Raw genomic sequence first — 24,599 nt, 5'->3', positions numbered from 1 at the left:
TTTGCTGTTGGCACAAAGCGTTTTTCTTTGCTTCCGTTTCTTTTGACGCTCATCAAAAGAAATGAAGTCGCCCGCACAGCGGGCGAAACGCTCTTGATCCGCTCAAAAGGAAAGGCAAACCTCGCGGCTGAGGCCGCTCCTGCACGGATGTTCGGCCCGCGCCGCTCAGTCGAACAGCCGCAGCGTCAGCGGATAGCGATACGCCTCGCCATTCCACGCCTTGACCGTCGCCACGATGCTGCACACCAGCCACATCACGGCGATGACGCCGATCGCGGCCAACAGCGCCAGTCCGGCCGGCAGCGTGACCAGGATGCCCAGGCCCAGGGTCAGCACGGTGACGCCGACCAGCGCGATGCCGATCGCGGTCGCCACGCAGGCGTAGACGAACATGCTGAGGTTGAAGTTCAGCGCCTCGCGCGCGTGCTCGCGGATGAAGGGCGAATCGTCGCGCTTGAGCAGGTAGACGGCACCGGCACCGGCCATGCCGGCGAAACCGGCGATCCAGCTTGTGCACAGCGCCAGCACGAGCGCGGACAGGTGCGCCAGCGCGGCCCACTGGCACTCGCTGGCGGTCGGGGACAGGGTCTGCGGCAGGTTGCCGTCGGCGGTGTGTTCCATCGTGCGCTCCCGGCCGGGAAACAGGCCCGGCACAGGACAGAGGATGAGGCCTGGAACGGCGCAGGCAACCCAACCGATGGCCTATGCGCCGTCCGCGCGGATACCGGAACCCGGCACCGGGCACGCGCACGCCGTCGCATCGACGGCGCGCGCGTGCGGATTACTTCACCAGCCGCAGGGTGAACGGATAGCGGTAGGCGACGCCTTCGTTGGCCTTGATCGCCGCGATGATGGTGAACACCAGCCAGGCGATGCCGATGATGATCCACAGCGGCACCGAGATCACCAGGCCGATGCCGAAGGTCAGCAGCGCCAGCAGGAACAGCGCGAAGAACACGATGCCCACGGTGATGTTGAAGTTGAGCGCTTCCTTGGCCTGGTCGTCGACGAAGGGCATGGTGTCCTTCTTCACCAGCCAGATGATCAGCGGCCCGATGAAACAGCCCAGGCTGCCGGCCCAGCCGGACGTCAGGATGCCGCCGGCGAGCGCGGACAGGTGCGCGAACATCGCCCACTGCCGCTCCTCGGCGCTGGGGCCTGCCGATGGCGACGGTGGTGGAGGCGTTACGGTTTCATTGAAATCGGTCATCTCTCGTTCCCCGCTTGCGTGATGTTGGAGGGCCGGCCGCGCCGGGCCTCTCCGGAGCATACGTCAGACGGCGCCCAACCCTGCCATCGGCGCCTCCCGCGGGCCCGGGCTACTGGTCCCCGGCCACCGTCATCCTGCCGACCAGGATCGGGCCGGTGCGGATGTGCGAACGCGGGTCGACATCGCTGCCCACCGCCTCGATGCCGCTGAACATCGTGCGCAGGTTGCCGGCGATGGTGATGCCATCGACGGCGTGCGAGATGGCGCCATCCTCGATCCAGAACCCCGCCGCACCGCGCGAGTAGTCGCCGGTGATGTTGTTCACGCCCTGCCCCATCAGCTCGGTGACCAGCAGGCCGCGGCCCATGCCGCGCAGCATCGCGTCGAGGTCGCCGGCGTTGGCGGCAACTTCCAGGTTGTGCACGCCACCGGCGTTGGCCGTGGTCTGCAGGCCGAGCTTGCGCGCCGAGTAGCTGCCCAGCACGTAGCGCTGCAGTACGCCGCCCTCGACCAGTGCCGATTCGCGCGTGGCCACGCCCTCGGCGTCGAACGCCGCCGAGCGCAGGCCGCGCGGCAGGAACGGCCGCTCGTGCATCGACATCCAGTCCGGGAACAGCTGCGTGCCGGCGCTGTCGACCAGGAAGCTCGCGCGCCGGTACAGCGCGCCGCCCGACACCGCGCCGAGCAGGTGGCCGACCAGCGAACGGGCCATCTCGGCGGAGAACAGCACCGGGTATTCGCCGGTCGCCACCTTGCGCGGCGCCAGCCGCGCCAGCGCGCGCTGCGCGGCGTGGCGTCCGATCGCGGCCGGGGATTCGAGATCGGTTTCGGCCAGCGCCAGGCTGTACCAGCCATCGCGCTGCATCGCCTCGCCCTGCCCGGCGATCAGCGCGCAGCCGATGCTGTGCTGGGTGCCGCGTTCGCGGCCGACGAAGCCGTGCGAATTCGCGTACACGCTCAGCGATTGCCCGCTGCCGACCGAGGCGCCGTCGGAATTGGCGATGCGCGCATCGGCGTCGCGTCCGGCGGCCTCGCAGGCCAGGGCCAGGTCGACCGCGCGGTCGGCGTCCAGCGCCCACGGGTGCCAGCCGTCGAACTCGCGCAGGTCGGTCGCCATCAGCGCTGCGTCGGCCAGGCCGGCGGCGGGGTCGTCCTCGGTGAACCTGGCGATCGCGCAGGCCTGGGCGACGGTCGCCTCCAGGCTTTCCTCGCGCAGGTCGGCGGTGCTGGCGCTGCCCTTGCGCTTGCCGAAGTAGACGGTGACGCCGATGCCGCGGTCGCGGGTCGACTCCACCGTCTCGACGCTGCCCATGCGCACGTTGACGTTGAGGCCGCGCTCCTCCGAGCACGAAACCTCGGCCTGCTCCGCACCGCTGGCGCGGCAGCGTTCGAGCAGGCGCACGGCGGTGGCTTCGAGGTGCTCCAGGCGCGCCTGGCTGTCGTCGGAAGCGGAAACGTCGGGGGTAAGCACGGTGGTCAATGGACTATCCTTGCGACTGGATCGAAACGGCGGACGGCATGCGCGGACGGGACGAAGACAGCGGCGAATTCCTCGGCGCCAGCCGCAGCCAGCAGCGGCGCGAGGCGCTGGACGTGCTGGCGCTGGCGCAGCGGCTGGTGGCGCTGTCGCCGGCGCAGCTGGCGAAGCTTCCGGTGCCCGACGACCTGCATCCGCACATCGCCGACACCCGGCGCATCACCTCGCACATCGCGCACAAGCGCCAGCTCGCGTTCCTGGCCAAGCAGATGCGGCGCGAGGACGACGAGGTGCTGGACGCGATCCGCGACGCGCTCGACGCCGGCGGCGAAGCCGCGCGCCAGGAAACCGCCCTTTTGCACCGCGCCGAACGCTGGCGCGAGCGCCTGCTGGACGACGGCGACGCCGCGCTCGCGGAACTGATCGAGGCGCACCCCGCCGCCGACCGCCAGCAGCTGCGCCAGCTGGTGCGCAACACGCTCGACGAACGCAAGCGCAACAAGCCGCCGCATGCGTTCCGCGAGCTGTTCCGGGCGGTGAAGGAACTGCTGGAAGCCGGTGAAGCCGGCGACGACGAAACCGCCTGACCCGACCTCTGCTCCTGTAGGAGCGGCTTCAGCCGCGAGCTCTTCGCTTCCGTTGGTTGCGACAAAAAGCTCGCGGCTGAAGCCGCTCCTGCAAGGTCGCATCGCCCGCATCACGCCCGCGTGCCGCCAACCGTCAGCCCGTCGATCAGCAGCGACGGCTGGCCTACGCCCACCGGCACGCTCTGGCCATCCTTGCCGCACACGCCGACGCCGTCGTCCAGCGCCAGGTCGTGGCCGACCATCTGCACCTTCTGCATCGTCTCCGGGCCGTTGCCGATCAGGGTCGCGCCTTTCACCGGCGCGGTGACCTTGCCGTCCTCGATCAGGTAGGCCTCGGTCGCGGAGAACACGTACTTGCCGCTGGTGATGTCGACCTGGCCGCCGCCGAAGTTGACCGCGTACAGGCCGCGCTTGACCGAGCGGATCATCTCCTCCGGGTCGTGCGTCCCGGCGCGCATGTAGGTGTTGGTCATGCGCGGCATCACCAGGTGCGCGAACGATTCGCGGCGGCCGTTGCCGGTCGGGCTGGCGCCCATCAGGCGCGCGTTGAGCGTGTCCTGCATGTAGCCGGTGAGCACGCCGTCCTCGATCAGCGTGGTGCACTGGGTGGGCGTGCCCTCATCGTCGATGTTGAGCGAGCCGCGGCGGCCGTCCAGGGTGCCGTCGTCGACGATGGTCACGCCCGGCGAGGCCACGCGCTGGCCCATGCGTCCGGCATAGGTACTCGTACCCTTGCGGTTGAAGTCGCCTTCCAGGCCATGGCCGACGGCCTCGTGCAGGAGCACGCCGGGCCAGCCGGCGCCGAGCACCACCGGCATCACGCCGGCCGGCGCATCGATCGCCTCCAGGTTCACCAGCGCCTGGCGCAGCGCCTCGCGGGCGAACTTCTCCGGCTTGCCGTCGGCCAGCAGTTCCTCGTACGAGTAGCGGCCACCGAAACCGGCGAAGCCCGATTCGCGGCGCCCATCCTGCTCCACGATCACCTGCACGTTCATGCGCACCAGCGGGCGCACGTCGCCGGCGAGGACGCCGTCGCTGCGGGCAACAAGGATGGTGTCGACGCCGCCGGTCAGGCCTACCATCACCTGCTTCACCCGCGGGTCGGCGGCGCGCAGCAGTTTGTCGATGCGGCGCAGCGCCTCGACCTTGGCGGCGCTGCCCATCGCGTCGATCGGATCCTGCGGTGCGTACAGCTGCCGCCCCTGCCCCGGCACCAGCGTGCGCGCGACGTGGCCGTCGCCCTCGCGTGCGATCGCGCGCGCCGAGCGCGCCGAGGCCAGCAGCGCGTCGCCGTTGATGTCGTCGGAATAGGCGAAGCCGGTCTTCTCGCCGGAGATCGCGCGCACGCCCACGCCCTGCTCGATCGAGTGCGCACCGTCCTTGACGATGCCGTCCTCCACCGTCCACGCCTCGCGCCGGGCGTGCTGGAAATACAGGTCGCCAAAGTCGATGCCGGGGCCGAGCAAGGCGCCGAAGGCGCGTTCCAGCCCGGAAGAATCGAGGCCGGCGGGCGCCAGCAGGCGGGTCTGGGCGAGTGCGAGGGGCGAATCGGAAGGCGTGGTCATGGCCCCGAGTTTGGGGCCGCGGCGCCGTTTGGCAAGCCGTCGGTTCCCGGCGGTGCTTCCGAGGGCTGCGGCGCATCCGCGGTATCGGCGTCCGGCGGGCGGGCGCTGCTTGCCGGCGCGGGCGGCTCCGGCGCCGTCCCGCGACTGACAACGTCCACTTTCGGGTCCGCCCACGGCCCGCTCACCCGGTAGCTTTTCGCGCCCATCTCGCCCAGTGGCTTTTTCAGCACCGCGTTGGTCAGCGCGCCGACCGCGGCGCCCACCGGACCGCCCGCCAGCGCGCCGGCAACCGTGAGCAGGTTGCCGGACCTGGGCAGCACGTCGATGTGCTGGTCGAAGGTGCGCGCGCGCAGGTCGGCGCTGCCGCGGATGCGGATCTCGGCGGCGGGCCCGTCGATGTGCATGTCGTCGCTGCGCGCCTGGCCGCCGCCGAAGGCAATGTTGCCGCCGATGCGGTTGAAGGCGAAGCCCTTGGAGAACAGGTCGCGGAAATCCAGCATCAGCCGGCGCGGCAGCTCGGCCACGCTGAGCAGGCCGAGCACGCGCCCGGCCCCGGGCTCGACCTCGACCAGCTGCCCTTCCTTGATCGCGATCGCCAGGCTGCCCTGCAGTCCCGCCAGCTGGAACCCGGCCGGGCTGCCCGGCCAGTTCGCGTCCAGCCGCGCTTCGCCGTTGCCGCCGGCCAGCCGGCCGCCGTAGCCGAACCCGGCCAGCAGCGCGCCGAAGTCCTCGCTGTGCACGTCGGCCGTCAGCCGGGTGCGGGCGTTCGCACCGCGGCCCAGCCAGTCGCCGCTGATGTCGATGCGCTGCTTCTGCGACTGCGCCTGCAGGCGGTCCACGCGCAGCCCGGCGGGCACCGGGTGCGTGCGCACCTCGGCCTTGCCCAGCGCCAGCTCGCCCAGGCGCAGTTCGTCGATGTCGATGGACAGCGGCGGGATCGAGGACGGATCGATGCCGGCGCCGTTGTCGGTTGCCGGCGGCGATCCGGCGGCGCCGGCGGCGGATGCCGCGGCAATCGGCTTGCCTGCGGCATCCGTGGCAGCCGGCCTGGCCGGCATCGCCCACGACACGCGGCTGAACCTGCCCGTGATCGGCGCGCCGTCCGCATCCGGGATCGACAGGCTGCCGGCCAGCCGTTCGCTGTCCACCCGCACGTCGGTGCCGGCACGCGACGGCTGCGCGCGCAGGCGCGCGTCGGCGAAGCTGCCGCCCAGCAACAGCAGGCGGTCGACCTGGATGTCGATGTTCCGCAGCGGCAGCGAGCCGCCGCCCTTGCCGCCGGTGGCAAGCGCCGTCCAGTCGATCGCGTCCAGCGTCGGCGTGCGCCCGGTGGCGACGAGCCCCGAAGCCGGCGGCGCCTCGGCGACGCGGTCACTGCCGAGCGCCACGCGCACGCCGGTGCGGTTGCCGGCGCTGCGTGCGCGCAGCGCCAGGCGCTGGCCGAAGGCGACGCGGATGTCACCGGCGCCGAGCGGCAGCATGGTTTCCACCGTGGTCGGCAGCGATTCGACGGCGGGCTTCTCCAGCGGCGCCGGCAGCGCAAGCCGGGTGCCTTCCAGCGACGACTGCAGGCGCAGGCGCGTCGGCGGCAGCGTGTCCGCGGCGGTCCCCGCGACAGCGGTCCCGATCGATACCGCGATCGTCCACGGCGAACGGCCGTCGACGTACGGCTTCAGCCACGCCATGTCCGGCGCCTGGTCGAGCAGTTCGTGCGCATCGAACGCGGCAGTCGCCTCGGCCTCGAACGCATTGCCGCCCTCGCGCACATGGCCCTTGCCCGCGCGCAGCGACAGCCGCCCGGGCTGGCCGAGGTGGACGGCGCGCAGTGCGCCGGCGCTGAAGCCCTCGTGGTCGTAGCTGGCGGCGCCGCGCACCTCGTCGAAGTCGAGCTTCCAGCGCTTCTCCGCGAGGTTCACGCCGGCCAGCTCGACGCGGCCTGCGATCTTCGGCGCGGGCGCATCGTGATGCAGCGGCAGGTCGAGCGAGAAGCCGGCCGTGGTCGGGCCGCTGGCGGCAAGGTTGTCGAGCGTCTCGGCGTGCTCGTCGTGGAGCGGGCTCGCGCGCAGCAGCGCGAGCAGCTTGCCCGCGTCCGCTTTCGCATCGGCGTCGATACGCAGGTCCGCCTCGCCGAAATCCGCGATGCCCGCCTGCAGCCGCGGGATCGCGACGTCCGCGAGCGTGCCGCGCCCCTTCACCGTGAACCCGTTGCCGACGAACGCCACATCGGCATCGATGTGCTCGGCCGCGGGCCAGTCGGGCTGGAACCTGACCACCGCGCCGGCCAGGCGCCCGGTCGCCTCGAACAGGCCCTTGTGTGCGTCGGAATGGAACGGCCAGTCGTCGAGGTCGCCGGACACCACTGCACGGCCGTCAAGCACGCGGCCGTCGACAAGCGCGGTGTCGAGCCAGTGCAGCGCCGCCTCGGACATCAGGTACCGCACCCAGAAGCGCCTGGCGACCGGGACGCGGGTCTCGTCGAGCCGCGCGGCCATGTCGATGCGCGGCCGCGTGCCGTCGCCCTCGAACGTCATCCCGCCACGCACATCCGCGCCGTAGTCGTCGCCGTCGACGCGCAGCGCCGGGGTTTCCACCCGCCAGTCCGCGCCTTCGCGCCAGCCGGCGACACGCCCGCGCAGCGTCACGTCGTGCGGCGCGCCGAAGCCGCTGGGCCAGTCGAAGCGCAGCGTGGCTTCGGGATCGAATTCGAACACCAGTCCTCCGGCGTCGCCGTCGAGGGTGCCGGCCACGCCGCTGATGCCCGGTGCATCGCCGTGGGCGGCGAAACGCAGGCCCTCGATGCCGGCGTGCACGCGCAACCGGCCGCCGCCTGCGCCGGCCAGCTCGACGTCGTGCAGCACCACGTCCGGCCTGGCGTCCAGCAGCCAGTGGCGCAGGCCGGGCGCGACGCGATCGCTCAGCGCGGCCAGTGCGAGCAGCGGACCGGCGTCGATGCGTTCGGCCAGCAGTGCCTGCCGTTGCCCGCCGGCGACGACCAGACCGTCCAGCACCTGCGCATCCTTGCCGTCGCCGATCCGCAGCAGCGGCGCGTCGGCACGCCAGCCGCCGTCGACCGCCTGCCAGCGGCCGCGCAGCTGCACCTTGCCGAAGGCCACGCGCGATGCGGTCGCGTTTTCCAGCGCGGCGCCCTGCAGCTGCAGTGCCTGCAGGTCGGCGTCGACGGTCACGCTGGAGATGCGGTGGTCGCGCAGCGTCGTCCATGCCTCGATCCGCCCGCTGCCGTCGGCAACGGTGATGCCGGCGGCGTGCAGCAGCGGCGACCACTGCGCCAGCGCGACCTGCTTCGCCGCGACATAGGCGCGTCCATCGCCGCCTGCGCGGCCGAACTGCGCGCGCGCCTCGACCGGCGCCGCGCCCGCCCGCGCCCACGCACGCATGCCGATGCGCACGCGATCGCCGTCCACGCGCAGCCGCATGTCGATCCTCGGCACGTGCGCGGCGATGCCCAGCGCCGGCGCCTCGACGTGCAACCGGCCGCCGATCACCTGCAGTTCGCCCAGCCCCTCCAGCGCCGAGAACGGATCGCCGCCCGGCTTGCGGTCGCCCGGCAGCCCGCGCACCTGCCAGCGGCCGTCGTCGCCGCGCTGCAGGGTCAGCTCCAGCCCGCGCAGCCGCAGTTCGGTGAACGAACTGCCCGGCAGCAGGCCCGCGTACTGCGAGACCAGCACTTCCGCCGCACCGATCGGCACCGCGTCGGCACCGTCGCCGATGCGCATGCCGTCCAGCCGCAGCAGCGGGCCGCGCCGCGTCCATTGCGTCTCGACCTGGTCGAAGCTGACGCTGCGCCCGGCGCGGGCGCTGAGCCACGCCTCGATCCGCTCCGGATGCCGCTCCGCCCACGGCAGCACGACCTGGCTGACGATGCCCGCCACCAGCGCCATCACCACCAGCGCGCCGGCGAGCACGTACCACAGGCCGCGGCGCGCGCGACGCAGGCGGTGGGACCAGGCTTTGGGCATCAGCGTCGCGCTCCGCACGGCGCTGTCGGGACTCGGGACCCGGGACTCGGGACTCGAAGGCACCGGCATCGATGCAACCCGTCACCACGACGCGGCACCGAACGCCCAGGCGCCCGGTGCCTCGAGAACACTGGTCCGCGGACAAGGGAGTTCCTGCTTCGCCGAGTCCCGAGTCCCGAGTCCCGCGCCCCGACCTCAGAGCAGCACGACATCGAACTGTTCCTGCAGGTACTGCTCGTCGGCCTGGAAGCGGATCGACTTGCCGAGGAATTCCTCCAGCTCGGCCACCGCCGCCGACTCCTCGTCGGTGATGCGACCGACGACCTTCGGCGAGGCGATCACCAGCAGCCGTTCGGCCTCGAACTGGCGCACGGCGCGGACGATCTCGCGGAAGATCTCGTAGGTCACGGTCTCGGCGGTCTTGAGCATGCCGCGGCCACCGCATTCGTGGCACGGCTCGCTGAGCTGGCGCTGCAGGCTCTCGACCGTGCGCTTGCGCGTCATTTCCACCAGGCCCAGCGGCGAGAAGTCGTAGACGGTGGTCTTGGCGTGGTCGCGCGCCAGCGATTTTTCCAGCGTGCGCAACACCTGGCGGCGATGCTCGGCGTCGACCATGTCGATGAAGTCGATGATGATGATGCCGCCCAGGTTGCGCAGCCGCAGCTGCCGCGCCACCGCCTGCGCGGCTTCCAGGTTGGTGCGGTAGACGGTTTCCTCGAGGTTGCGCTGGCCCAGGAACGAACCGGTGTTGACGTCGACCGTGGTCATCGCCTCGGTCTGGTCGATGACCAGGTAGCCGCCGGACTTGAGCGGCACTTCCTTCTCCAGCGCGCGCTGGATCTCGTCCTCGACGCCGTACAGGTCGAATACCGGGCGCGCGCCGGAATAGTGCTCGATCTTCTCGGCCAGCCCCGGCATGTACTGCGCGGCAAAGGTGCGCAGGCGGTCGCAGGTCTCGCGCGAATCGACCTTCACCTTTTCCACGTCGCGCCGCATCAGGTCGCGCACCGCGCGCATCGGCAAGGTGAGGTCTTCGTAGATGCGGCCGCCGATCTTCGCTTCGCGCGCCTGCTGTTCGACCAGCGCCCAGGCGCGGCCGAGGTAGGCGATGTCCTCGGCCAGCGCTTCGGCCGGCTGTCCCTCGGCGTTGGTGCGCACGATGTAGCCGTGATCGCGACCGTCGGCGAGCCCGGCGACCAGCGACTTGAGCCGCGTGCGCTCGGTTTCGTCCTCGATCCGCGCTGACACGCCGATCGTGCGCGACTGCGGCAGCAGCACCAGGTAGCGCGAAGGGATGCTGATCTGGGTGGTCAGGCGCGCGCCCTTGCTGCCGATCGGGTCCTTGACCACCTGCACGACGATGTCCTGGCCCTCGCGCAGCAGTTCGCCGATCGGCGGCACCGGCGGCGACGGCTGCGGCGCGGCAGCCTCGTCGCCGGCGATCTCGGGCGTGGGCAGCGAGCGCATCACGTCGCTGGCGTGCAGGAAGGCCGCGCGATCCAGGCCGATCTCGACGAACGCCGCCTGCATGCCGGGCATCACCCGCTGCACCTTGCCCTTGTAGATGTTGCCGACCACGCCGCGCGCCCAGCCGCGTTCGATGTGCAGTTCCTGCAGCATCCCGTTTTCGACCACCGCCACGCGGGTCTCGCGCGGGGTGACGTTGACCAGGATCTCCTCGCTCATCGGGCCGCGCTCCTGTCGCCGGCCGCGGCCTCGGCCGTCTCCGGGGCGGGAAGCGCGATGCCGAACCCGCGCAGCAGTTCCAGCGTCTCGAACAGCGGCAGCCCCATCACGCCCGAATGGCTGCCGGACAGATGGCGCACGAATGCCTCCCCGCGCCCCTGGATCGCATAGGCGCCGGCCTTGCCCATCGGCTCGCCGCTGGCGACATAGCCGGCGATGTCCTCGTCGGACAGTTCGGCGAAGCGCACCTGCGACACCGACACTGCCTGTGCCTCGCGCGCCGCGGACACCACCGATACGGCCGAAACCACCTCATGGGTGCGGCCGGAAAGCCTGCGCAGCATCGCTGCGGCGTCGCCGGCATCGCACGGCTTGCCGAACACCTCGCCGTCCAGGATCACCTCGGTGTCCGCGCCGACCACCACGGCACCGGCCACGCCGGCGACCCGGAGCAGGCCGGCGCCGGCCTTCTCGCGGGCGACGCGGCGCACGTAGTCGGCAGGCGCCTCGCCGGGTCCGCGGCGCTCGGGAACATCGATCCCGAGCACGCCGAATTCGAGCCCGAGACGGCCCAGCAGTTCGCGACGACGGGGGGATTGCGAGGCAAGATGCAACATCGCGAAAGGATAACCCGCAGGCCGCGGCCAGCCGCGGTTCAGCGCCCCGCAACCCCATTCAGGCTCACGGGCCGTTCACTGGATGGTACCGACCCTGCCCCCAACCACGTCCGGAGAAGACCATGCTTCGCAACCCCTTCCATCCGCTCGCGCTTGCCAGCGCCCTTGCCCTGAGCTGCCTGACCATGACTGCCTGTGCCCAGAACGCCTCCCCCACCCTCGCCACCACCAGCGACGGCACCCTGCTCTCCGTGTCCGCACGGGCCGAGGCCAGCCGCGTACCGGACGTGGCCTCGCTGTCGACCGGCGTGGTCACCCAGGCCGCCGACGCCAAGGCCGCCATGGCCGCCAACACCACGCAGATGAACAAGGTGATGGCCGCGATCAAGGCCGCGGGCATCGCCGAGAAGGACATCCAGACCAGCGGCATCAACGTCAATCCGCAATACAAGTACGCCGAGAACCAGCCGCCGACGATCACCGGCTACCAGGCCAGCAACACGGTCAGCGTCAAGGTGCGCGAGATCGGCAAGCTCGGCGACGTGCTCGACGCCCTGGTGTCCAGCGGTGCCAACCAGGTCCACGGCCCCAGCTTCGAGATCGACGAGCCGGAAGCGGTCTACGACGAGGCGCGGCGCGGTGCGCTGGAAAAGGCGCAGCAGCGCGCACGGATGTATGCCGAAGCGCTGGGCCTGAAGGTGCGCCGCATCGTCAGCATCAGCGAAGGCGGCGGATTCCAGCCGCCGCAGCCGGTGATGATGCGCATGGCCAAGGCCGAGGGCTACGACGCCGCCGGCGCGCCGCCCGTATCGCCAGGCGAAACCACGCTGACGGCGAACCTGGACGTGGTCTTCGAACTCTCCCGCTGACCCGGCCCGCACCGCCACGGAGCTGCAAGCAGGAACCCCGCCCGAAGGCGGGGTTCCCCGTTTCCGGGAGGCCGAATGTCCCGTGGCCGTCGATCACTGGAAGCTGTACTTCACCCCCAGCGTGTAGAACCGGCCGATCGCGCCGCTGAAGTCCAGCGGGTTGTAGTTGAGTCCGCCATAGGTGGTCGGGTCCAGGGGGGCAATCCTGTCGGTCGCGTTCTGCACCGAGCCGAACACTTCCAGCGCATCGGTGGCCCGCCAGTTGGCCGACAGGTCGATGCTGGTGAACGACGGGATCTCGCAGCCGCCCGGTGCGTCGTCGCCGTTGGCGTAGGTGGCCGCGCAGCCGGGGCCGACCGCGTACGGTGCGACGTTGTCGAACTTGCCGCGGTAATTGGCCACCCCGCTCACGCTCCAGTCGCCGATGTCCCAGGTGGCGCCGAAATTGATGCGGTCCTTCGGCGTGCCGAGGCAGTTGGTGACATTGCAGTTGTCGTGGGTGCCGGCGAAGTCGTACCTGGTGCCGTCGGTGTCGACGAACTCGTACTTGCTGACGTGGCTCCACTGCAGGTCCAGCGACAGCCGGCCGGCGTTGCCCATGTCGAAGCTCTGGCGCGCGTCCAGGTCGATGCCGCTGACCTTGGTCGAGGTCGCGTTGATGTAGCTGGTGAACACCGCGAGCAGGCTGCCGCTGCCGGCAACGCCATTGACCAGGTCGTCACCGGCGATGTAGTCGCCTGACGCCAGCGCGTCGGCCAGGCTCTGGGTGGTGATTTCGTTCTCGCGCTTGATCTGCCAGGCGTCGAGCGTCAGCGTCGTGGACTGCGTCGGCTGCAGCACGATGCCGGCCGAATAGCTCTTCGATTCCTCCGGCTCCAGATCCTGGTTGGGGCGGTTGATGAAGGCCACCGGGCCGGGGCAATTGACCGGCCGCTGCGTGCCCGGGGTGCCGGGATCGACGTCGATCGCGCAGCGCACCGGGTTGCTTGCGGTCGCGAAGCCGACCGACGACCCCGCGGTCTCGGCCGGGTTCGGCGCGCGGAAACCCTCGGCGTAGGTGCCGCGCAGGGCGATCCAGCTGGCCGGTTTCCACTTGACGCCGAACTTCGGCGTCACCGAGTTCTCGCCGTCCTTGTAGTCGTCCATGCGCAGCGCCGCGTTGAGTTCCAGCGACTCGAGCACGGGGGCGTTGAGTTCGACGTAGGCGGCGGTGACTTCCTGGGCACCATCGTAGGCGGAGTAGCCCAGGCCGATGATGTCGCTCTGGTCGGTGTACGTGACCGGCGGCAGGGTGGCGACGTCGCGCCGCCACTCCGCGCCGATGGCAAGGCCCAGTGCGCCGCCGCGCAGGTCCGCGAGGCTGCGCGAGACCTTGGCGTCGACCACTTCGAGCCTGGTCTCGGCGGTCGTGCCGATGGTCGGCGCGATGTAGTCGTACAGCGCCTGCGAGTTTTCGCCCGCATTCGCGCCCAGGCGCCACCAGCCAACCGGACTGCTGTCGCCGTCGGTCAGCACCTCGCGCACGCGGCTGTAGCGCAGGTAGCCGTTGCGCCGGCTGGTGAGGTTGGTTTCCGAGTGCAGGTAGCCGACGTCGTAGTCCCAGTCGCCTGCGATGCCCTTGACGCCGACCAGCAGCCGCGCGAACTGGTTGTCGACATCGACCGTGCGCGGCCCGACATCGAACGCCGAATAGCGCAGTCCCGCATCGACGCCGAGCGGATTGTCGGGATGGTTGGCACCGATGATGGTGGCGTCGGGCCCGTCGTTGGCGTTGATCGCGCCGCCGTCGGGCGACGCCCAGGTCCCCGAGACGGCGTTGGGCGTGTTGTGGAACGAACTCTTCTTCTTGCCGTAGCCGAACTCGGCGTAGAACTCGGTCGTGTCGGAGAGCGCGAACGTCCCGCGCGAAAAGAAGTTCACGTACTCCTGCTCGGGCTGCAGGCTGGTGAACTGCGCGCTGTCCCACACGCAGCCGCCGTTGGGATCCTGGATGGTGGCGGTGGACAGTTGCGAGCACGCGTCCGCCCCCTGCAGCGGGACCACCGGCGAACCCGGCTGTCCCACCGCCTGCACGGCGCCGGTCGGCGAGTTGTAGCTGGTTCCACCCAGCGAGTTCGGATCGGAGATGAAGCCGAACAGGCCACCGAAGCTGGTGGGGTCGTAGCCATAGCGGGAGATGTCGCCGTTGCCGATCCACTTGCGGTTCCTGCGGTCGCGGACGTAGATCTCGTCGCTCTTCGCGGCTTCGGCGCTGAAGAAGAAATTGAAGCCGTCCTGTGCAAGGTCACCCGTGCCCCAGGTCACCGAGAACTTGCGCTCGTTGCCGTCGCCATCGCCCGAGGTCCCGTAGGAACCCTTGAGCACCGCGCCGTCGAAATCGCGCCGCAGGATCACGTTGACGACGCCGGCGATGGCGTCGGAACCGTAGATCGAGGACGCGCCGTCCTTGAGTACCTCCACCCGTTCCACCGCCTCGAGCGGGATGATGCTCAGGTCGGTGAACACCTTCTGGCCGTCATCGGCCAGGCCGTAGGAGGCGATGCGACGGCCGTTGACCAGCACCAGCGTGGACCCAGCGCCCAGGCCGCGCAGCGAAATGCCGGACGCACCCGAGGCGAAGCCGGCACCGAAGCTCTTGGGCACCGAACCCGAACCGTCGACGGTCAGCGATTGCAGGTACTCGCCGAGGTTGGTCTTGCCGGTGCGGTCGATCTCCTGGCGCTGGATGACCTGGACCGGCGAAGCGGTTTCCGAATCGGTGCGCATGATGCGCGAGCCGGTGACTTCGATCCGTTCGAGCGTTGTGGGATCCGACTGCGTGTCTGGCGTTGGCGCATCGGGGTCCTGCGCTTGCGCCAGCGCCAAGGGGGCGAGGCCGGTCAGGGAGATGGCCAGGAGGGCACGCCGGATGGCATGGCTGAGGGGGGAACAGGGCATGGCGGTGTCGTCCTCGTTCTTGAGTGATCCCCCCGTCCTGCTCGCTAACCGTTTCTTAAACCCCGGGGAGAACGCATCGCAATGCGTCGTCGTGCATGGCGTGACCCGCATCCCAATCAGGCGCCATGAATAGCGCTTTTCCCTCGATCCATTCAATCAGGGTTCACTCAATAACCATTCACGCAGGAGCGAACGAACAAGCGAGCCAGTGGCGCATGCCGTCACTTGCCGTCCACGCTGAACAGGTGCAACTTGAAAGCGCCCCGGGGCCGGGTGCCGCCTGCTCTGCTCGCCGTAACCCCGCAGTCGTGCCCCGCGCGTTAACGCTCGTACAACGCAACCAATGGAGGTGGGTCATGGTGTTGCAACACGTGCATCCGTTCTCAGGCGCTTCGCTCCCCAAGCTCGACACGACCCGCATCGCCGCCGGTGCCGGGGCGATCGCAACCAACGTCGCCGTGCTCCTGCTGTTGCTGATCCCGGCGGGCGTGCCGGACCCGGCAGCGATGCCGGAGCGCGGGATGATGGTGGTCCCGATCACCGAAAGGATCGTGCCGCCTCCAAGGCCACCGGTCCCGGTTCCCGTGACGCAGCCGCTCACCCCAGTCGCACCGGCGACGCCGGCGCCCGTGCACAGGGAGCTGCAGCCAGTGGTCGAGCAGGTGGTCATGGACGAAGGCACGCTGCAGGCGGACGAGGTCGTGTCGCCACCGGTCGACGCTGGCATCGGCGACATCGCCCCACCCGCCGGTCCCGTTGCGGGCGTACGCCTGGAGTACGCAAAGGCGCCGTCGCCCCCCTACCCGCGCGACGCCCTGCGCGCCGGCCTGCAGGGAATCGTGATGCTGCAGGTGCTGGTGGACGTCGACGGGCACCCGCTCGAAGTCGAGGTACGGCAGAGCAGCGGGCATCGCTCGCTCGACGCTGCGGCTCGCAAGTACGTGCTGCGGCACTGGACGTTCCGCCCGGCGATGGTGGACGGACGACCGGTACAGGCGGTGGGCATCGTGCCGATCGCGTACAGCCTCGACTGAAATCGGCCGTACCGGAAATGGACGCCGCCCGCGCCGGACAGCGCGGGCGGCGTCCCGCGCGCTACGCCCGGTGGTACGGATGGTTCGCCAGCAGCGCACACGCCCGGTACAGCTGCTCCGCCAGCACCAGGCGCACCAGCATGTGCGGCAGCGTCAGTGGCCCCAGCGACCACTGCTCGTCCGCCCGCGCGACAACATCCGCCGCATGGCCTTCGGGGCCGCCGACGAGGAAGGCCAGGTCGCGGCCGAGACCGCGCCAGTGCTCCATGCGCACCGCAAGCTGTTCGGAGGAATGCTGGCGGCCGCGGCCGTCGAGCACGACCACGTGCGGGTTCTTCGGCAATGCGGCAAGCACGCGGGCGCCTTCGTCGTGGGTGGCGCGCGCGGTGTCGCGCTGCTTGCCGCGCAGGCCAGGCGCGACTTCCACCAGCTCCAGCGGCAACCAGTGGGACAGGCGCTTTTCGTATTCGGCGTAGCCTTCGGCGACCCAGTGCGGGGCGCGTTCGCCGACGGCGACCAGGCGGGCTTTCACCGCATCAACCCGCGGCGGTCAGTCCGCGCGCCGGTTCAATCGCGCTCGCCGGCATCCGCTTCGAGCGCATGATCTTCGGGTGCGCCGTCTTCCTGCGGCGGCTCGTCGCCGACCGTCCACAGGCGCTCGAGCGCGTAGAACTCGCGCACGCGCGGCAGCATGATGTGGACGACGACGTCGCCCAGGTCGACCAGCACCCACTCGGCCTCGCTCTCGCCTTCCACGCCCAGCGGCTGGCAGTCGAGCTTCTTGGCGAAGCGCACGACCTCGTCGGCGATCGCCTTGACGTGCCGGGTCGAGGTACCCGAGGCGATGACCATGTAATCGCAGACGCTGGTCCTGCCGCGGACATCGATCTGGACGATATCGTTGGCCTTGAGTTCGGCCACCGCGTCCTGGACCGTGCGGAGCAGGGTTTCGACGGCGGGCGGCGGGTTGGGGAGGCGGGTCTTGATGACTTGCGCGGTATTGGTCAAGTGGGCTCGGCTCTGGGGACTGGGCGTGCGTGGATTATAGGCGAGGCGGCGCGTCCGGCCCGCCGGCCTCGCCCCCATTCAGGTAAAGGCGATGGTGTTCGATGTAGTCGGCGACCGCGGGCGGCACGTCGTCGCGCCACGGCTCGCCGGCGGCGATGCGCGCGCGGATGGCGGTCGCCGACTCGCCGTGCAGCGGCTGGCGCAGGCGCAGCACGCGTCCGGCGGGCGCATCGCGCAGCTGTCCGGGCGACCTGCACCACCGGCCCGCCAGCGCCGCAGCCAGCTCCGGGCGCAGGTCGCCGTCGAGCGGGCTGCCCGGGCGTTCGGCCACCACGAAATGTGCGTGTTCGAACAGCTCGCGCCAGCGGTGCCAGTCCGGCAGGTCGACGAAGCTGTCGGCGCCGACCAGCAGCGCGATCGGTACCCGGGTGCCGAACTCCGCGCGCAGACCAAGCAGGGTGTCGATGCTGTAGCTGCGGCCGGCACGGTGCAGTTCGCGACGGTCCACGCACAGGCCGCGCTCGCCGGCGACGGCCAGGTCGAGCATGCCCGCCCGCTGGTCTGCGGTGGCGCCCGGCGGCGCGCGATGCGGCGGATCCGCGGCCGGCATCATCCGGATGTCCGTCTCCAGCACGTCGCGTGCGGCGCGGGCGATGGACAGGTGGCCGTCGTGGACGGGGTCGAAGGTGCCGCCGTAATAGACCAGGAGCCGGGGACTGGGGACTGGGGGCTGGGAACCGGGAGTCATGCAGGACAGCGTAGTCGGGATCGAATGGAACCTGCGAACGAAAAGAGCGCCTTCGGCGCGAACCCGCCCTGCACCCAGCCCCTAGCTCCCAGCCCCCGGCGCCTGCCCCAGCAACGGCCTCGCCTTCGCCTCTGCCACCGCCAACAGCAGGCGCTCAAGTACCTGCCACGCATCGCCATCCGCGCGGCCCTTGGCGATGCGGTCGACGCGGCCGGCTTCGGCGACGAAGCGCTCCCACTGCAGCGCCGGGTGCCGCTGCAGCGCACGGCGATAGACCGCTTCCTTCGACGCCCACACCCGCTGCGCCCTGAATTCGGCGGCCATGTTGGCGCCGCGCGCCTGGGCCCGCGCCAGCGTGGCGACAGTCAGCAGCTCCTTGACCACCATGCCCATCAGCGCCGGGATCGCCTCGCCCTCGGCGCGCAGGCCGGCGAGCATGCGCGCGGCGCGCGCGCCCTGCCCGTTCAGGGCCGAATCGATCATGCGGAACACGTCGAAACGCGCCGCGTCCGCCACCAGCGATTCCATCCGCGCGGCGTCGAGCGGCTGGCCGTCGGCGAGCAGCGCGAGCTTGTCGATTTCCTGCGCGGCGGCCAGCAGGTTGCCCTCGACCCGCTCGACCAGCCGCTGCACCGCGCCGCGATCGGCCTTCACCCCGCGCATGCGCAGCCGCGCTTCGACCCAGCCGGTCATCTGGTCGGGCCGCAGCGCCCGCGCCACGGCGAGCCGGCCGGTCCTGGCGACGGCCTCGCTCCACTTGCCGCCGTGCTTCTTGCTCCACTCGTTGCCGGTGATCAGCAGCACGATGTCGCCGGGCGGCTGCGCGCAGTAGTCGACGATCAGTTCTGCGCCTTCCTTGCCGGGCCTGGCGGTAGGCAGGCGCAGTTCGACCAGGCGCTGCGACGAGAACAGGCTGGGCGCGCGGAAGGTGGCCGCGAGCGGGCCCCAGTCGAAGTCGCGTCCGTCGGCGTCGAACACCTCGCGTTCGGCGTAGCCCTGTTCGCGCGCGTGGGCGCGAATGGCGTCGGCGGCTTCGAGCACCAGCAGCGGCTCGGGGCCCGTGACCATGTAGACCGGACACAGCGGCTCGCCAGCCAGCCGCGCGACCAGGCTGTCGGGGCTCAGCTCCACGGCGTGTCCGGTGCGGGCGCGGGCGCCACGCCGGTCAGGGCGTGTCCGCCGGCTCCGCGGCGGGTTCTTCCACGGGCGCGGGCGCGTCCTCAAACGGAGCACCAACGGGCCACGCTTCGTCCGCGGGAACGGCCTCGTCGGCCTCCGGCGGTGCGACCGGCATTCCCACCGGCATCGGCGCGCGCGAGGCGGCGTCGATGCGGCGCAGGATCGAGGCGGTCATTTCCTTCTGCATCTCGCGCGCCAGCACCTCGCGCTCGCCCTCGGTGCCGGTCGAGCGCGTGGGCACCGACACGTAGTCGCGCGCCAGTTCCACGGTCTGCTCGGGCACCACGTTGGTGCCGTCGGCCTTGTCGAGGCTGAACATCACCGCATAGCGCAGCGTGTACTCCTGCGCACGGCCGTACTGGTCGATGCTGATCGGGGTCGAGCCCCACTTCTCCAGCCGGATGCGCAGCGTGGCCACGTCGCCGGGCGCGTCTTCCGCCGCCGGCGTCGCGCCGGCCTGCTCCAGCGCCATGGCCAGCGATTCGGCCAGCGGGCTGTAGGGATCCTTGGCGACCACGCGCACGGGTCCCAGGTCGGGAGGCAGGCTCAGCGCATTGCGCAGGTGGAAGCCACAGGCCGTCAGGCCCAGCGCAAGGGCGAGGATCGCGATCAGTCGGGTCATGCGGGCAAGTCTGTACGACGCCGGTTGGCCCGGCAAGCAGCGCGTCTCCATCGTTCAGGCAACGACGATGTTCACGATCTTGCCGGGCACCACGATCACCTTGCGCACCTGGCCCTCGCCGATGAAGCGGGCCACGTGCGGCTCGGCCAGCGCGGCGGCCTCGACCGCCTCGCGCGGCCAGTCCGGCGCGACCTCGATCGTGCCGCGCAGCTTGCCGTTGACCTGCACCGCCAGGGTGACCATGTCGCGCACCAGCGCGGCCGGGTCGGGGCGCGGGAACGGCTGGTCCTCCAGCAGCGCCTCGGCATGCCCCAGCGCCTGCCACAGCGCGTGGCAGACGTGCGGGGTGACCGGGTTGAGCAGCAGCACCATCGCCTGCAGCGCCTCGTGGCGCACCGCGCGGCCCTGGTCGGACATGTCGTCGAACTTCGCCACGTGGTTGAGCAGCTCCATCAGCGCGGCGATCGCGGTGTTGAAGCTGTGGCGGCGGCCGTAGTCGTCGCCGACCTTCTGGATCGTCTCGTGCAGCTGCCGGCGCAGGGCCTTCTGCCCGGCGTCGAGCGCGGCCGCGTCGACTTCCGGATGGTCCGGCTGCGACACGTGCTGCTGCACTTCGCGCCAGAAGCGGCGCAGGAAGCGCGCCATGCCTTCGACGCCCGCCTCGTTCCACTCCAGCGACAGCGTCGGCGGCGAGGCGAACATCGAGAACAGTCGCACCGTGTCGGCGCCGTAGCGGTCGACCATGGCCTGCGGGTCGACGCCATTGTTCTTCGACTTGGACATCTTCTCGATGCCGCCGATCCGCACCGGCTTGCCGTCGGCCCTGAGCACGGCGCCGGCGACATGGCCGCGCTCGTCGCGCTGCACGTCGACGTCGGTGGGGTTGATCCATTCGCGGCGGCCACCCTCGCCTTCGCGGTAGTAGGTTTCGGCCACGACCATGCCCTGGGTCAGCAGGTTGGTGGCAGGCTCGTCGCTCTTCACCAGCCCCTCGTCGCGCATGAGCTTGTGGAAGAAGCGGAAATACAGCAGGTGCAGGATCGCGTGCTCGACGCCGCCGATGTACTGGTCGACCGGCAGCCAGTGGTCGGCACGCGCGTCGACCATGTCGGTCGCGCCCGGCGAGGTGTAGCGCGCGTAGTACCAGCTCGACTCCATGAAGGTGTCGAAGGTGTCGGTTTCGCGCTCGGCTGCACCCCCGCACTGCGGGCAAACGGTCCTGCGCCAGTCGGGATCGGACTTGATCGGCGAGTGCACCACGCCGGCCTTCGAGAACGCGTCGGCCACGTCCTCGGGCAGCACCACCGGCAGCTGGTCCTCGGGCACCGGCACCGCGCCGCACTTGTCGCAGTAGATCACCGGGATCGGGCAGCCCCAGTAGCGCTGGCGGCTCACGCCCCAGTCGCGCAGGCGGAAGTTGACCTTGCGCGCGCCGGTGCCTTCGGCCTCGAAGCGCCTGGCCAGCGCATCGAATGCGGCGTCGAAGCCCAGGCCGCTGTATTCGCCCGAATTGACCAGCGTGCCGCGCCCGCCGAAGGCGCCCTGCTGCTGGATCGCATCCAGGTACTCGCGCACCATCGACACCGCGGCCGCGGTATCGAATGCGTCGACCGTACCGCCCGACAGCGCGGCCTGGAACGGGTCGGCATCCACGGCGATGTCATGGCCGATCTCGCGCAGCGCGTCGCGCACGCCGTCGGGCACGATCACCGGATGCACCGGCAGGCCGTAGGCCTTGGCGAACTCCCAGTCGCGCTGGTCGTGCGCCGGCACGCCCATCACCGCGCCGGTGCCGTAGTTCATCAGCACGAAATTGGCGACGTAGACCGGCACGTCCTCGCCGGTGACCGGATGGATCGCCCACTGCCCGGTCGCCATGCCGCGCTTTTCCTGGGCCTCGATCTCCGCCTCGGACACGCCGCCGCGGCGCAGTTCCTCGAGGAACGCCGCCAGCTCCGGGTTGTCGCGCGCGGCCTTCAGCGCCAGCGGGTGTTCGCCGGCGATGCTGAGGAAGGTCACGCCCATCAGCGTGTCGGGGCGCGTGGTGTAGACGGTGACCGGCATGTCTTCGCCGTCAACCTTGAACCGGATCTCCAGGCCCTCGCTGCGGCCGATCCAGTTGCGCTGCATGGTCTTGACCGAATCCGGCCAGCCGTCGAGCGCGTCGAGGCCGTCGAGCAGTTCCTGCGCGTAGTCGGTGATCTTGAGGAACCACTGCGGGATCTCGCGCTTCTCCACCAGCGCGCCGGTGCGCCAGCCGCGGCCGTCGATCACCTGCTCGTTGGCCAGCACGGTCTTGTCGACCGGGTCCCAGTTCACCACCGAGTTGCGGCGGTAGGCCAGGCCTTTCTTCATCAGCCGCACGAACATGCGCTGCTCGTGCACGTAGTAATCGGGATCGCAGGTGGCGAACTCGCGCGACCAGTCGATCGCGTAGCCCATGGTCCTGAGCTGGTCGCGCATGTGGTCGATGTTGGCGCGCGTCCACTTCGCCGGTGCGGTGGCGTTCTTGATCGCGGCGTTCTCGGCCGGCAGGCCGAAGGCGTCCCAGCCCATCGGCTGCAGCACGTTGCGGCCGCACATGCGCTGGTAGCGGCTGATGACGTCGCTGATGGTGTAGTTGCGCACGTGGCCCACGTGCAGCGCGCCGGACGGGTACGGCAGCATCGACAGACAGTAGTACTTGGGCTTCGACGCGTCCTCGGCCACTTCGAACGCGCGGGTGTCGTTCCAGTAGCGCTGGGCGGCGGATTCGACGGAGCGGGGGTCGTAGCTGGCGGGATCGGCGGACACGGCGGGGGCGATCTGGGGGCGGCCAGCAAGCCTACCGCAGTGCACAAATCGCCGCCATCGGGCCAGAATGGCCACACGATCGGAGGAAAGCCCATGATTCCGCAACGGCACGGCGCCACCGCCGCCACCCCTGTCGCGCAGATGCCGGCGGCAGTCGGGCTGCCCGGGCTGCGCCATGGCTGACCCCGCCCCGCTTGCGCCCGGATGGGCGGTTTCGCGCTGGTTCAACGCCGGCGACGGGCTTTCGCTGCAGGCGCTGCGCGGGCGGGTGGTGTTCGTGCATGCCTTCCAGATGCTGTGCCCGGCCTGCGTGCAGCACGCGGTGCCGCAGAGCCTGAAGGTGGCCGCCGCGTTCGCGTCCACGGACCTGGCGGTGGTCGGCCTGCACACGGTGTTCGAGCACCACCACGCGATGGGTCCGGAAGCGCTGCAGGTGTACCTGCGCGAGAACCGGATCGGCTACCCGGTCGGCGTCGACGCCCATCGCGGCGGCGACCCGGAGGCGCAGCCGCTGCCGCTGACCATGCAGGCCTACGCGATGCAGGGCACGCCGACCTTGGTCCTGATCGACCGCGGCGGACGGCTGCGTCGGCAGGTCTTCGGGCTGGTCGACGACCTGCGGCTGGGCGCGGAAATCGCCACACTGCTGGCGGAACCTGCGTAGGCGGCTCAGCCGGTCGCGTCGCGCACGCGCGGCAGCGCGCACCCGCGGCCGGCGGCCACCAGCCAGGCGAACCACGCGACGAAGGCCACGCGCTGCGCCACCGGCGACGGCAGCAGGTCCAGCGGCAGCAGCACGAGCGCGGCAACGAGCGCGGCAGCGGCCGCGCTCGCCAGCGCCAGCGCGCGCGATGCGGGCATCCGCAGCAGCCCCCACGCCAGCATCACCGCCGCCGGCAGGAACGCCACCCACCACAGCGTCCACGCCGTGGCGTGCGCGCGGCTGGTGCTGGATTCCAGGTCCGTCGGATCCAGCGGCAGCAGTCCCTGCCCCACGAACGCCAGCGCCGACAGCAGCGCCAGCCACGCACCGATGCGCGCCACCCACGGCGCGCCGTCGCCGATCGCCGCGCGCAGCCGCCAGGCAACGAACGCGGCGAGCGCACCGGGCAGTACCAGGCCGCAGGCGTTGAAGGCCAGCGCATGCGGCAACCCGCGCGCGCCAAGCAGGCCGACCGGATGCGATGCCTGCGAATAGCCCTCCAGCGCCGCGCCGAAACCGGCCATCGACGCGACAAACACGATGGTCGCGGCGATCGCGGCCGGCAGCGGCAGGCGCTCCCTCCAGCTGTCCATCGCACATATTCCTGATCGCTGCGGAACGCCGACTTTCGCACAGCGGTTGGAATCGGGACCAGCTGGCACAATCTGTAACTGAACACGCCACGGACTCCCGCCATGCCCCCCGAAACGGCTTCCTCCCCTCCGAATTCGTACGTTTTCGACGCCACCACCGCCTCGTTCGAGGCCGAAGTCCTGCAGAAATCGCTGCAGATCCCGGTCCTGGTCGACTTCTGGGCCGAATGGTGCGGGCCGTGCAAGGCGCTGGGGCCGATCCTGGAAAAGCTGGCCGGTGAGTACAACGGCGCCTTCGAGCTGGCCAGGGTCGACACCGAGGCCGAGCCGCAGATCGCCGGGGCATTCCAGATCCGCTCCATCCCCACCGTGTTCCTGGTCCGGGACGGGCAGATCGTGGACGGCTTCCAGGGCGCGCTGCCGGAGGGCCAGTTGCGCGAGTTCCTGTCCCGCCACGGCATCGCCCCGGCGGAGGCGGCGGCCGAGGCCGCGCCAGAACAGGCCGCACCGCCCGCCGACCCGCACGCCGAGGTGATGCGCCTGCGCCAGGCGATCGAGGCCGAGCCGGACAAGGCCGAACTCAAGCTCGACCTCGCCCTGGCCCTGCTGCAGACCGGCGCCGCCGCCGAGGCCGGCCAGCTGCTCGATGCCCTGCCCGCCAACCTGGCCACCGACGACCGCACCGTCCGCGCCCGCGCGCGGCTGGGCTTCGCGTCGCTGCTCGAGGACGCGCCGCCGCCGCAGGTGCTGGAAGCGGCCATCGCCGCCAACCCGGACGACCTCAAGGCGCGCCACCTGCTCGGCGTGCACCACATCGTCGCCGGCGACGCCGAGGCCGGGTTCGAGCAGTTCCTGGAGATGCTGCGGCGCAATCGCGACTTCGAGGAATCGCTGCCGAAGAAGGCGCTGATCGACGCCTTCCGCGTGGTCGAGGACGAGGACATGGTGGGGCGCTACCGGCGGAAGATGTCCTCGCTGCTGCTGGTCTGAGCGC

The 24,599-nt window shown here is 70.7% G+C and carries 20 protein-coding genes; 5 read left to right on the top strand and 15 right to left on the bottom strand.

The window, feature by feature from the left end; translation table 11 throughout:
* Window positions 1–165 precede the first annotated feature (165 nt).
* The 3 genes from ABD679_RS11975 to pmbA all read right to left on the bottom strand — a co-directional run bounded on the left by ABD679_RS11975 (window position 166) and on the right by pmbA (window position 2,681).
* The gene (locus ABD679_RS11975) at window positions 166–621 is read right to left on the bottom strand and encodes a DUF4870 domain-containing protein (RefSeq protein ID WP_344760208.1); all 456 of its coding nucleotides are present in this window, start codon (window positions 619–621) and stop codon (window positions 166–168) included.
* A 160-nt stretch (window positions 622–781) separates the two neighbouring features.
* Complete coding sequence (locus tag ABD679_RS11970) at window positions 782–1,210, bottom strand: DUF4870 domain-containing protein (RefSeq protein ID WP_344760207.1); 429 nt, start codon at window positions 1,208–1,210, stop codon at window positions 782–784.
* 109 nt (window positions 1,211–1,319) lie between these two features.
* Entirely contained in the window at window positions 1,320–2,681 is a 1,362-nt protein-coding gene (pmbA, locus tag ABD679_RS11965; protein ID WP_344760273.1) for a metalloprotease PmbA, read from the bottom strand.
* Window positions 2,682–2,728: 47 nt separating this feature from the next.
* On the opposite strand from pmbA, the gene yjgA reads away from it, so the two are divergent.
* Window positions 2,729–3,274 carry a ribosome biogenesis factor YjgA gene (yjgA, locus tag ABD679_RS11960; RefSeq protein ID WP_344760272.1) on the top strand — a complete coding sequence of 182 codons (546 nt, stop codon included), beginning with the start codon at window positions 2,729–2,731 and terminating at the stop codon, window positions 3,272–3,274.
* 110 nt (window positions 3,275–3,384) lie between these two features.
* On the opposite strand, the gene tldD is transcribed toward yjgA, so the two are convergent.
* The 4 genes from tldD to ABD679_RS11940 form a co-directional block, all read right to left on the bottom strand.
* Window positions 3,385–4,839, bottom strand: coding sequence for a metalloprotease TldD (gene tldD / locus ABD679_RS11955; protein WP_344760206.1), 1,455 nt, complete (start codon window positions 4,837–4,839; stop codon window positions 3,385–3,387).
* On the bottom strand, window positions 4,836–8,816 hold the full coding sequence (locus ABD679_RS11950) for a YhdP family protein (protein ID WP_344760205.1): 3,981 nt from the start codon (window positions 8,814–8,816) through the stop codon (window positions 4,836–4,838). The genes tldD and ABD679_RS11950 overlap by 4 nt, the downstream gene beginning before the upstream one ends.
* Window positions 8,817–9,011: 195 nt before the next feature.
* Complete coding sequence (gene rng / locus ABD679_RS11945; RefSeq protein WP_344760204.1) at window positions 9,012–10,502, bottom strand: ribonuclease G; 1,491 nt, start codon at window positions 10,500–10,502, stop codon at window positions 9,012–9,014.
* Window positions 10,499–11,119 (bottom strand): Maf family protein, encoded by a 621-nt coding sequence (locus tag ABD679_RS11940; protein ID WP_344760203.1) that lies wholly within the window; start codon window positions 11,117–11,119, stop codon window positions 10,499–10,501. The genes rng and ABD679_RS11940 overlap by 4 nt, the downstream gene beginning before the upstream one ends.
* 122 nt (window positions 11,120–11,241) lie before the next feature.
* On the opposite strand from ABD679_RS11940, the gene ABD679_RS11935 reads away from it, so the two are divergent.
* The gene (locus ABD679_RS11935) at window positions 11,242–11,988 is read left to right on the top strand and encodes an SIMPL domain-containing protein (protein WP_344760202.1); all 747 of its coding nucleotides are present in this window, start codon (window positions 11,242–11,244) and stop codon (window positions 11,986–11,988) included.
* 93 nt (window positions 11,989–12,081) lie between these two features.
* Here ABD679_RS11935 and ABD679_RS11930 read toward each other — a convergent pair whose 3' ends face one another.
* Complete coding sequence (locus ABD679_RS11930; RefSeq protein WP_344760201.1) at window positions 12,082–14,925, bottom strand: TonB-dependent receptor; 2,844 nt, start codon at window positions 14,923–14,925, stop codon at window positions 12,082–12,084.
* 356 nt (window positions 14,926–15,281) lie between these two features.
* Here ABD679_RS11930 and ABD679_RS11925 point away from each other — a divergent pair, with 356 nt between their 5' ends.
* A complete protein-coding gene (locus ABD679_RS11925) occupies window positions 15,282–15,959 on the top strand; it encodes an energy transducer TonB (protein WP_344760200.1) in 678 nt (225 codons plus the stop codon).
* Between the two features lie 61 nt (window positions 15,960–16,020).
* Here the strand turns inward: ABD679_RS11925 and rlmH are convergent, their stop codons facing one another.
* The 6 genes from rlmH to leuS all read right to left on the bottom strand — a co-directional run bounded on the left by rlmH (window position 16,021) and on the right by leuS (window position 22,309).
* On the bottom strand, window positions 16,021–16,491 hold the full coding sequence (rlmH, locus tag ABD679_RS11920; protein WP_344760199.1) for a 23S rRNA (pseudouridine(1915)-N(3))-methyltransferase RlmH: 471 nt from the start codon (window positions 16,489–16,491) through the stop codon (window positions 16,021–16,023).
* A 35-nt stretch (window positions 16,492–16,526) separates the two neighbouring features.
* Window positions 16,527–16,967 (bottom strand): ribosome silencing factor, encoded by a 441-nt coding sequence (gene rsfS, locus ABD679_RS11915; protein ID WP_344760198.1) that lies wholly within the window; start codon window positions 16,965–16,967, stop codon window positions 16,527–16,529.
* Window positions 16,968–17,001: 34 nt separating this feature from the next.
* Complete coding sequence (gene nadD / locus ABD679_RS11910) at window positions 17,002–17,715, bottom strand: nicotinate-nucleotide adenylyltransferase (protein WP_344760197.1); 714 nt, start codon at window positions 17,713–17,715, stop codon at window positions 17,002–17,004.
* 81 nt (window positions 17,716–17,796) lie between these two features.
* Entirely contained in the window at window positions 17,797–18,846 is a 1,050-nt protein-coding gene (holA, locus tag ABD679_RS11905; RefSeq protein ID WP_344760196.1) for a DNA polymerase III subunit delta, read from the bottom strand.
* Between the two features lie 34 nt (window positions 18,847–18,880).
* Window positions 18,881–19,516: an LPS-assembly lipoprotein LptE gene (locus ABD679_RS11900; RefSeq protein WP_344760195.1), complete on the bottom strand. Its 636-nt coding sequence runs from the start codon at window positions 19,514–19,516 to the stop codon at window positions 18,881–18,883.
* A gap of 54 nt (window positions 19,517–19,570) precedes the next feature.
* A complete protein-coding gene (gene leuS, locus ABD679_RS11895) occupies window positions 19,571–22,309 on the bottom strand; it encodes a leucine--tRNA ligase (protein ID WP_344760194.1) in 2,739 nt (912 codons plus the stop codon).
* A 175-nt stretch (window positions 22,310–22,484) separates the two neighbouring features.
* Here leuS and ABD679_RS11890 point away from each other — a divergent pair, with 175 nt between their 5' ends.
* Window positions 22,485–22,973 carry a thioredoxin domain-containing protein gene (locus ABD679_RS11890; RefSeq protein WP_344760193.1) on the top strand — a complete coding sequence of 163 codons (489 nt, stop codon included), beginning with the start codon at window positions 22,485–22,487 and terminating at the stop codon, window positions 22,971–22,973.
* Between the two features lie 5 nt (window positions 22,974–22,978).
* Here ABD679_RS11890 and ABD679_RS11885 read toward each other — a convergent pair whose 3' ends face one another.
* Entirely contained in the window at window positions 22,979–23,605 is a 627-nt protein-coding gene (locus tag ABD679_RS11885) for a DUF998 domain-containing protein (protein ID WP_344760192.1), read from the bottom strand.
* A 102-nt stretch (window positions 23,606–23,707) separates the two neighbouring features.
* Between ABD679_RS11885 and trxA the strand changes: the two genes are divergently transcribed.
* Window positions 23,708–24,595, top strand: coding sequence for a thioredoxin (gene trxA, locus ABD679_RS11880; RefSeq protein WP_344760191.1), 888 nt, complete (start codon window positions 23,708–23,710; stop codon window positions 24,593–24,595).
* The last annotated feature ends 4 nt before the right edge of the window (window positions 24,596–24,599 follow it).

This window comes from Luteimonas lutimaris (assembly GCF_039537065.1).
In the GTDB taxonomy this organism is placed as follows: Bacteria; Pseudomonadota; Gammaproteobacteria; order Xanthomonadales; family Xanthomonadaceae; genus Luteimonas; species Luteimonas lutimaris.
The sequence above is the reverse complement of the archived record's forward strand: the minus strand, read 5'-3'. Positions and strand labels throughout refer to the sequence as shown.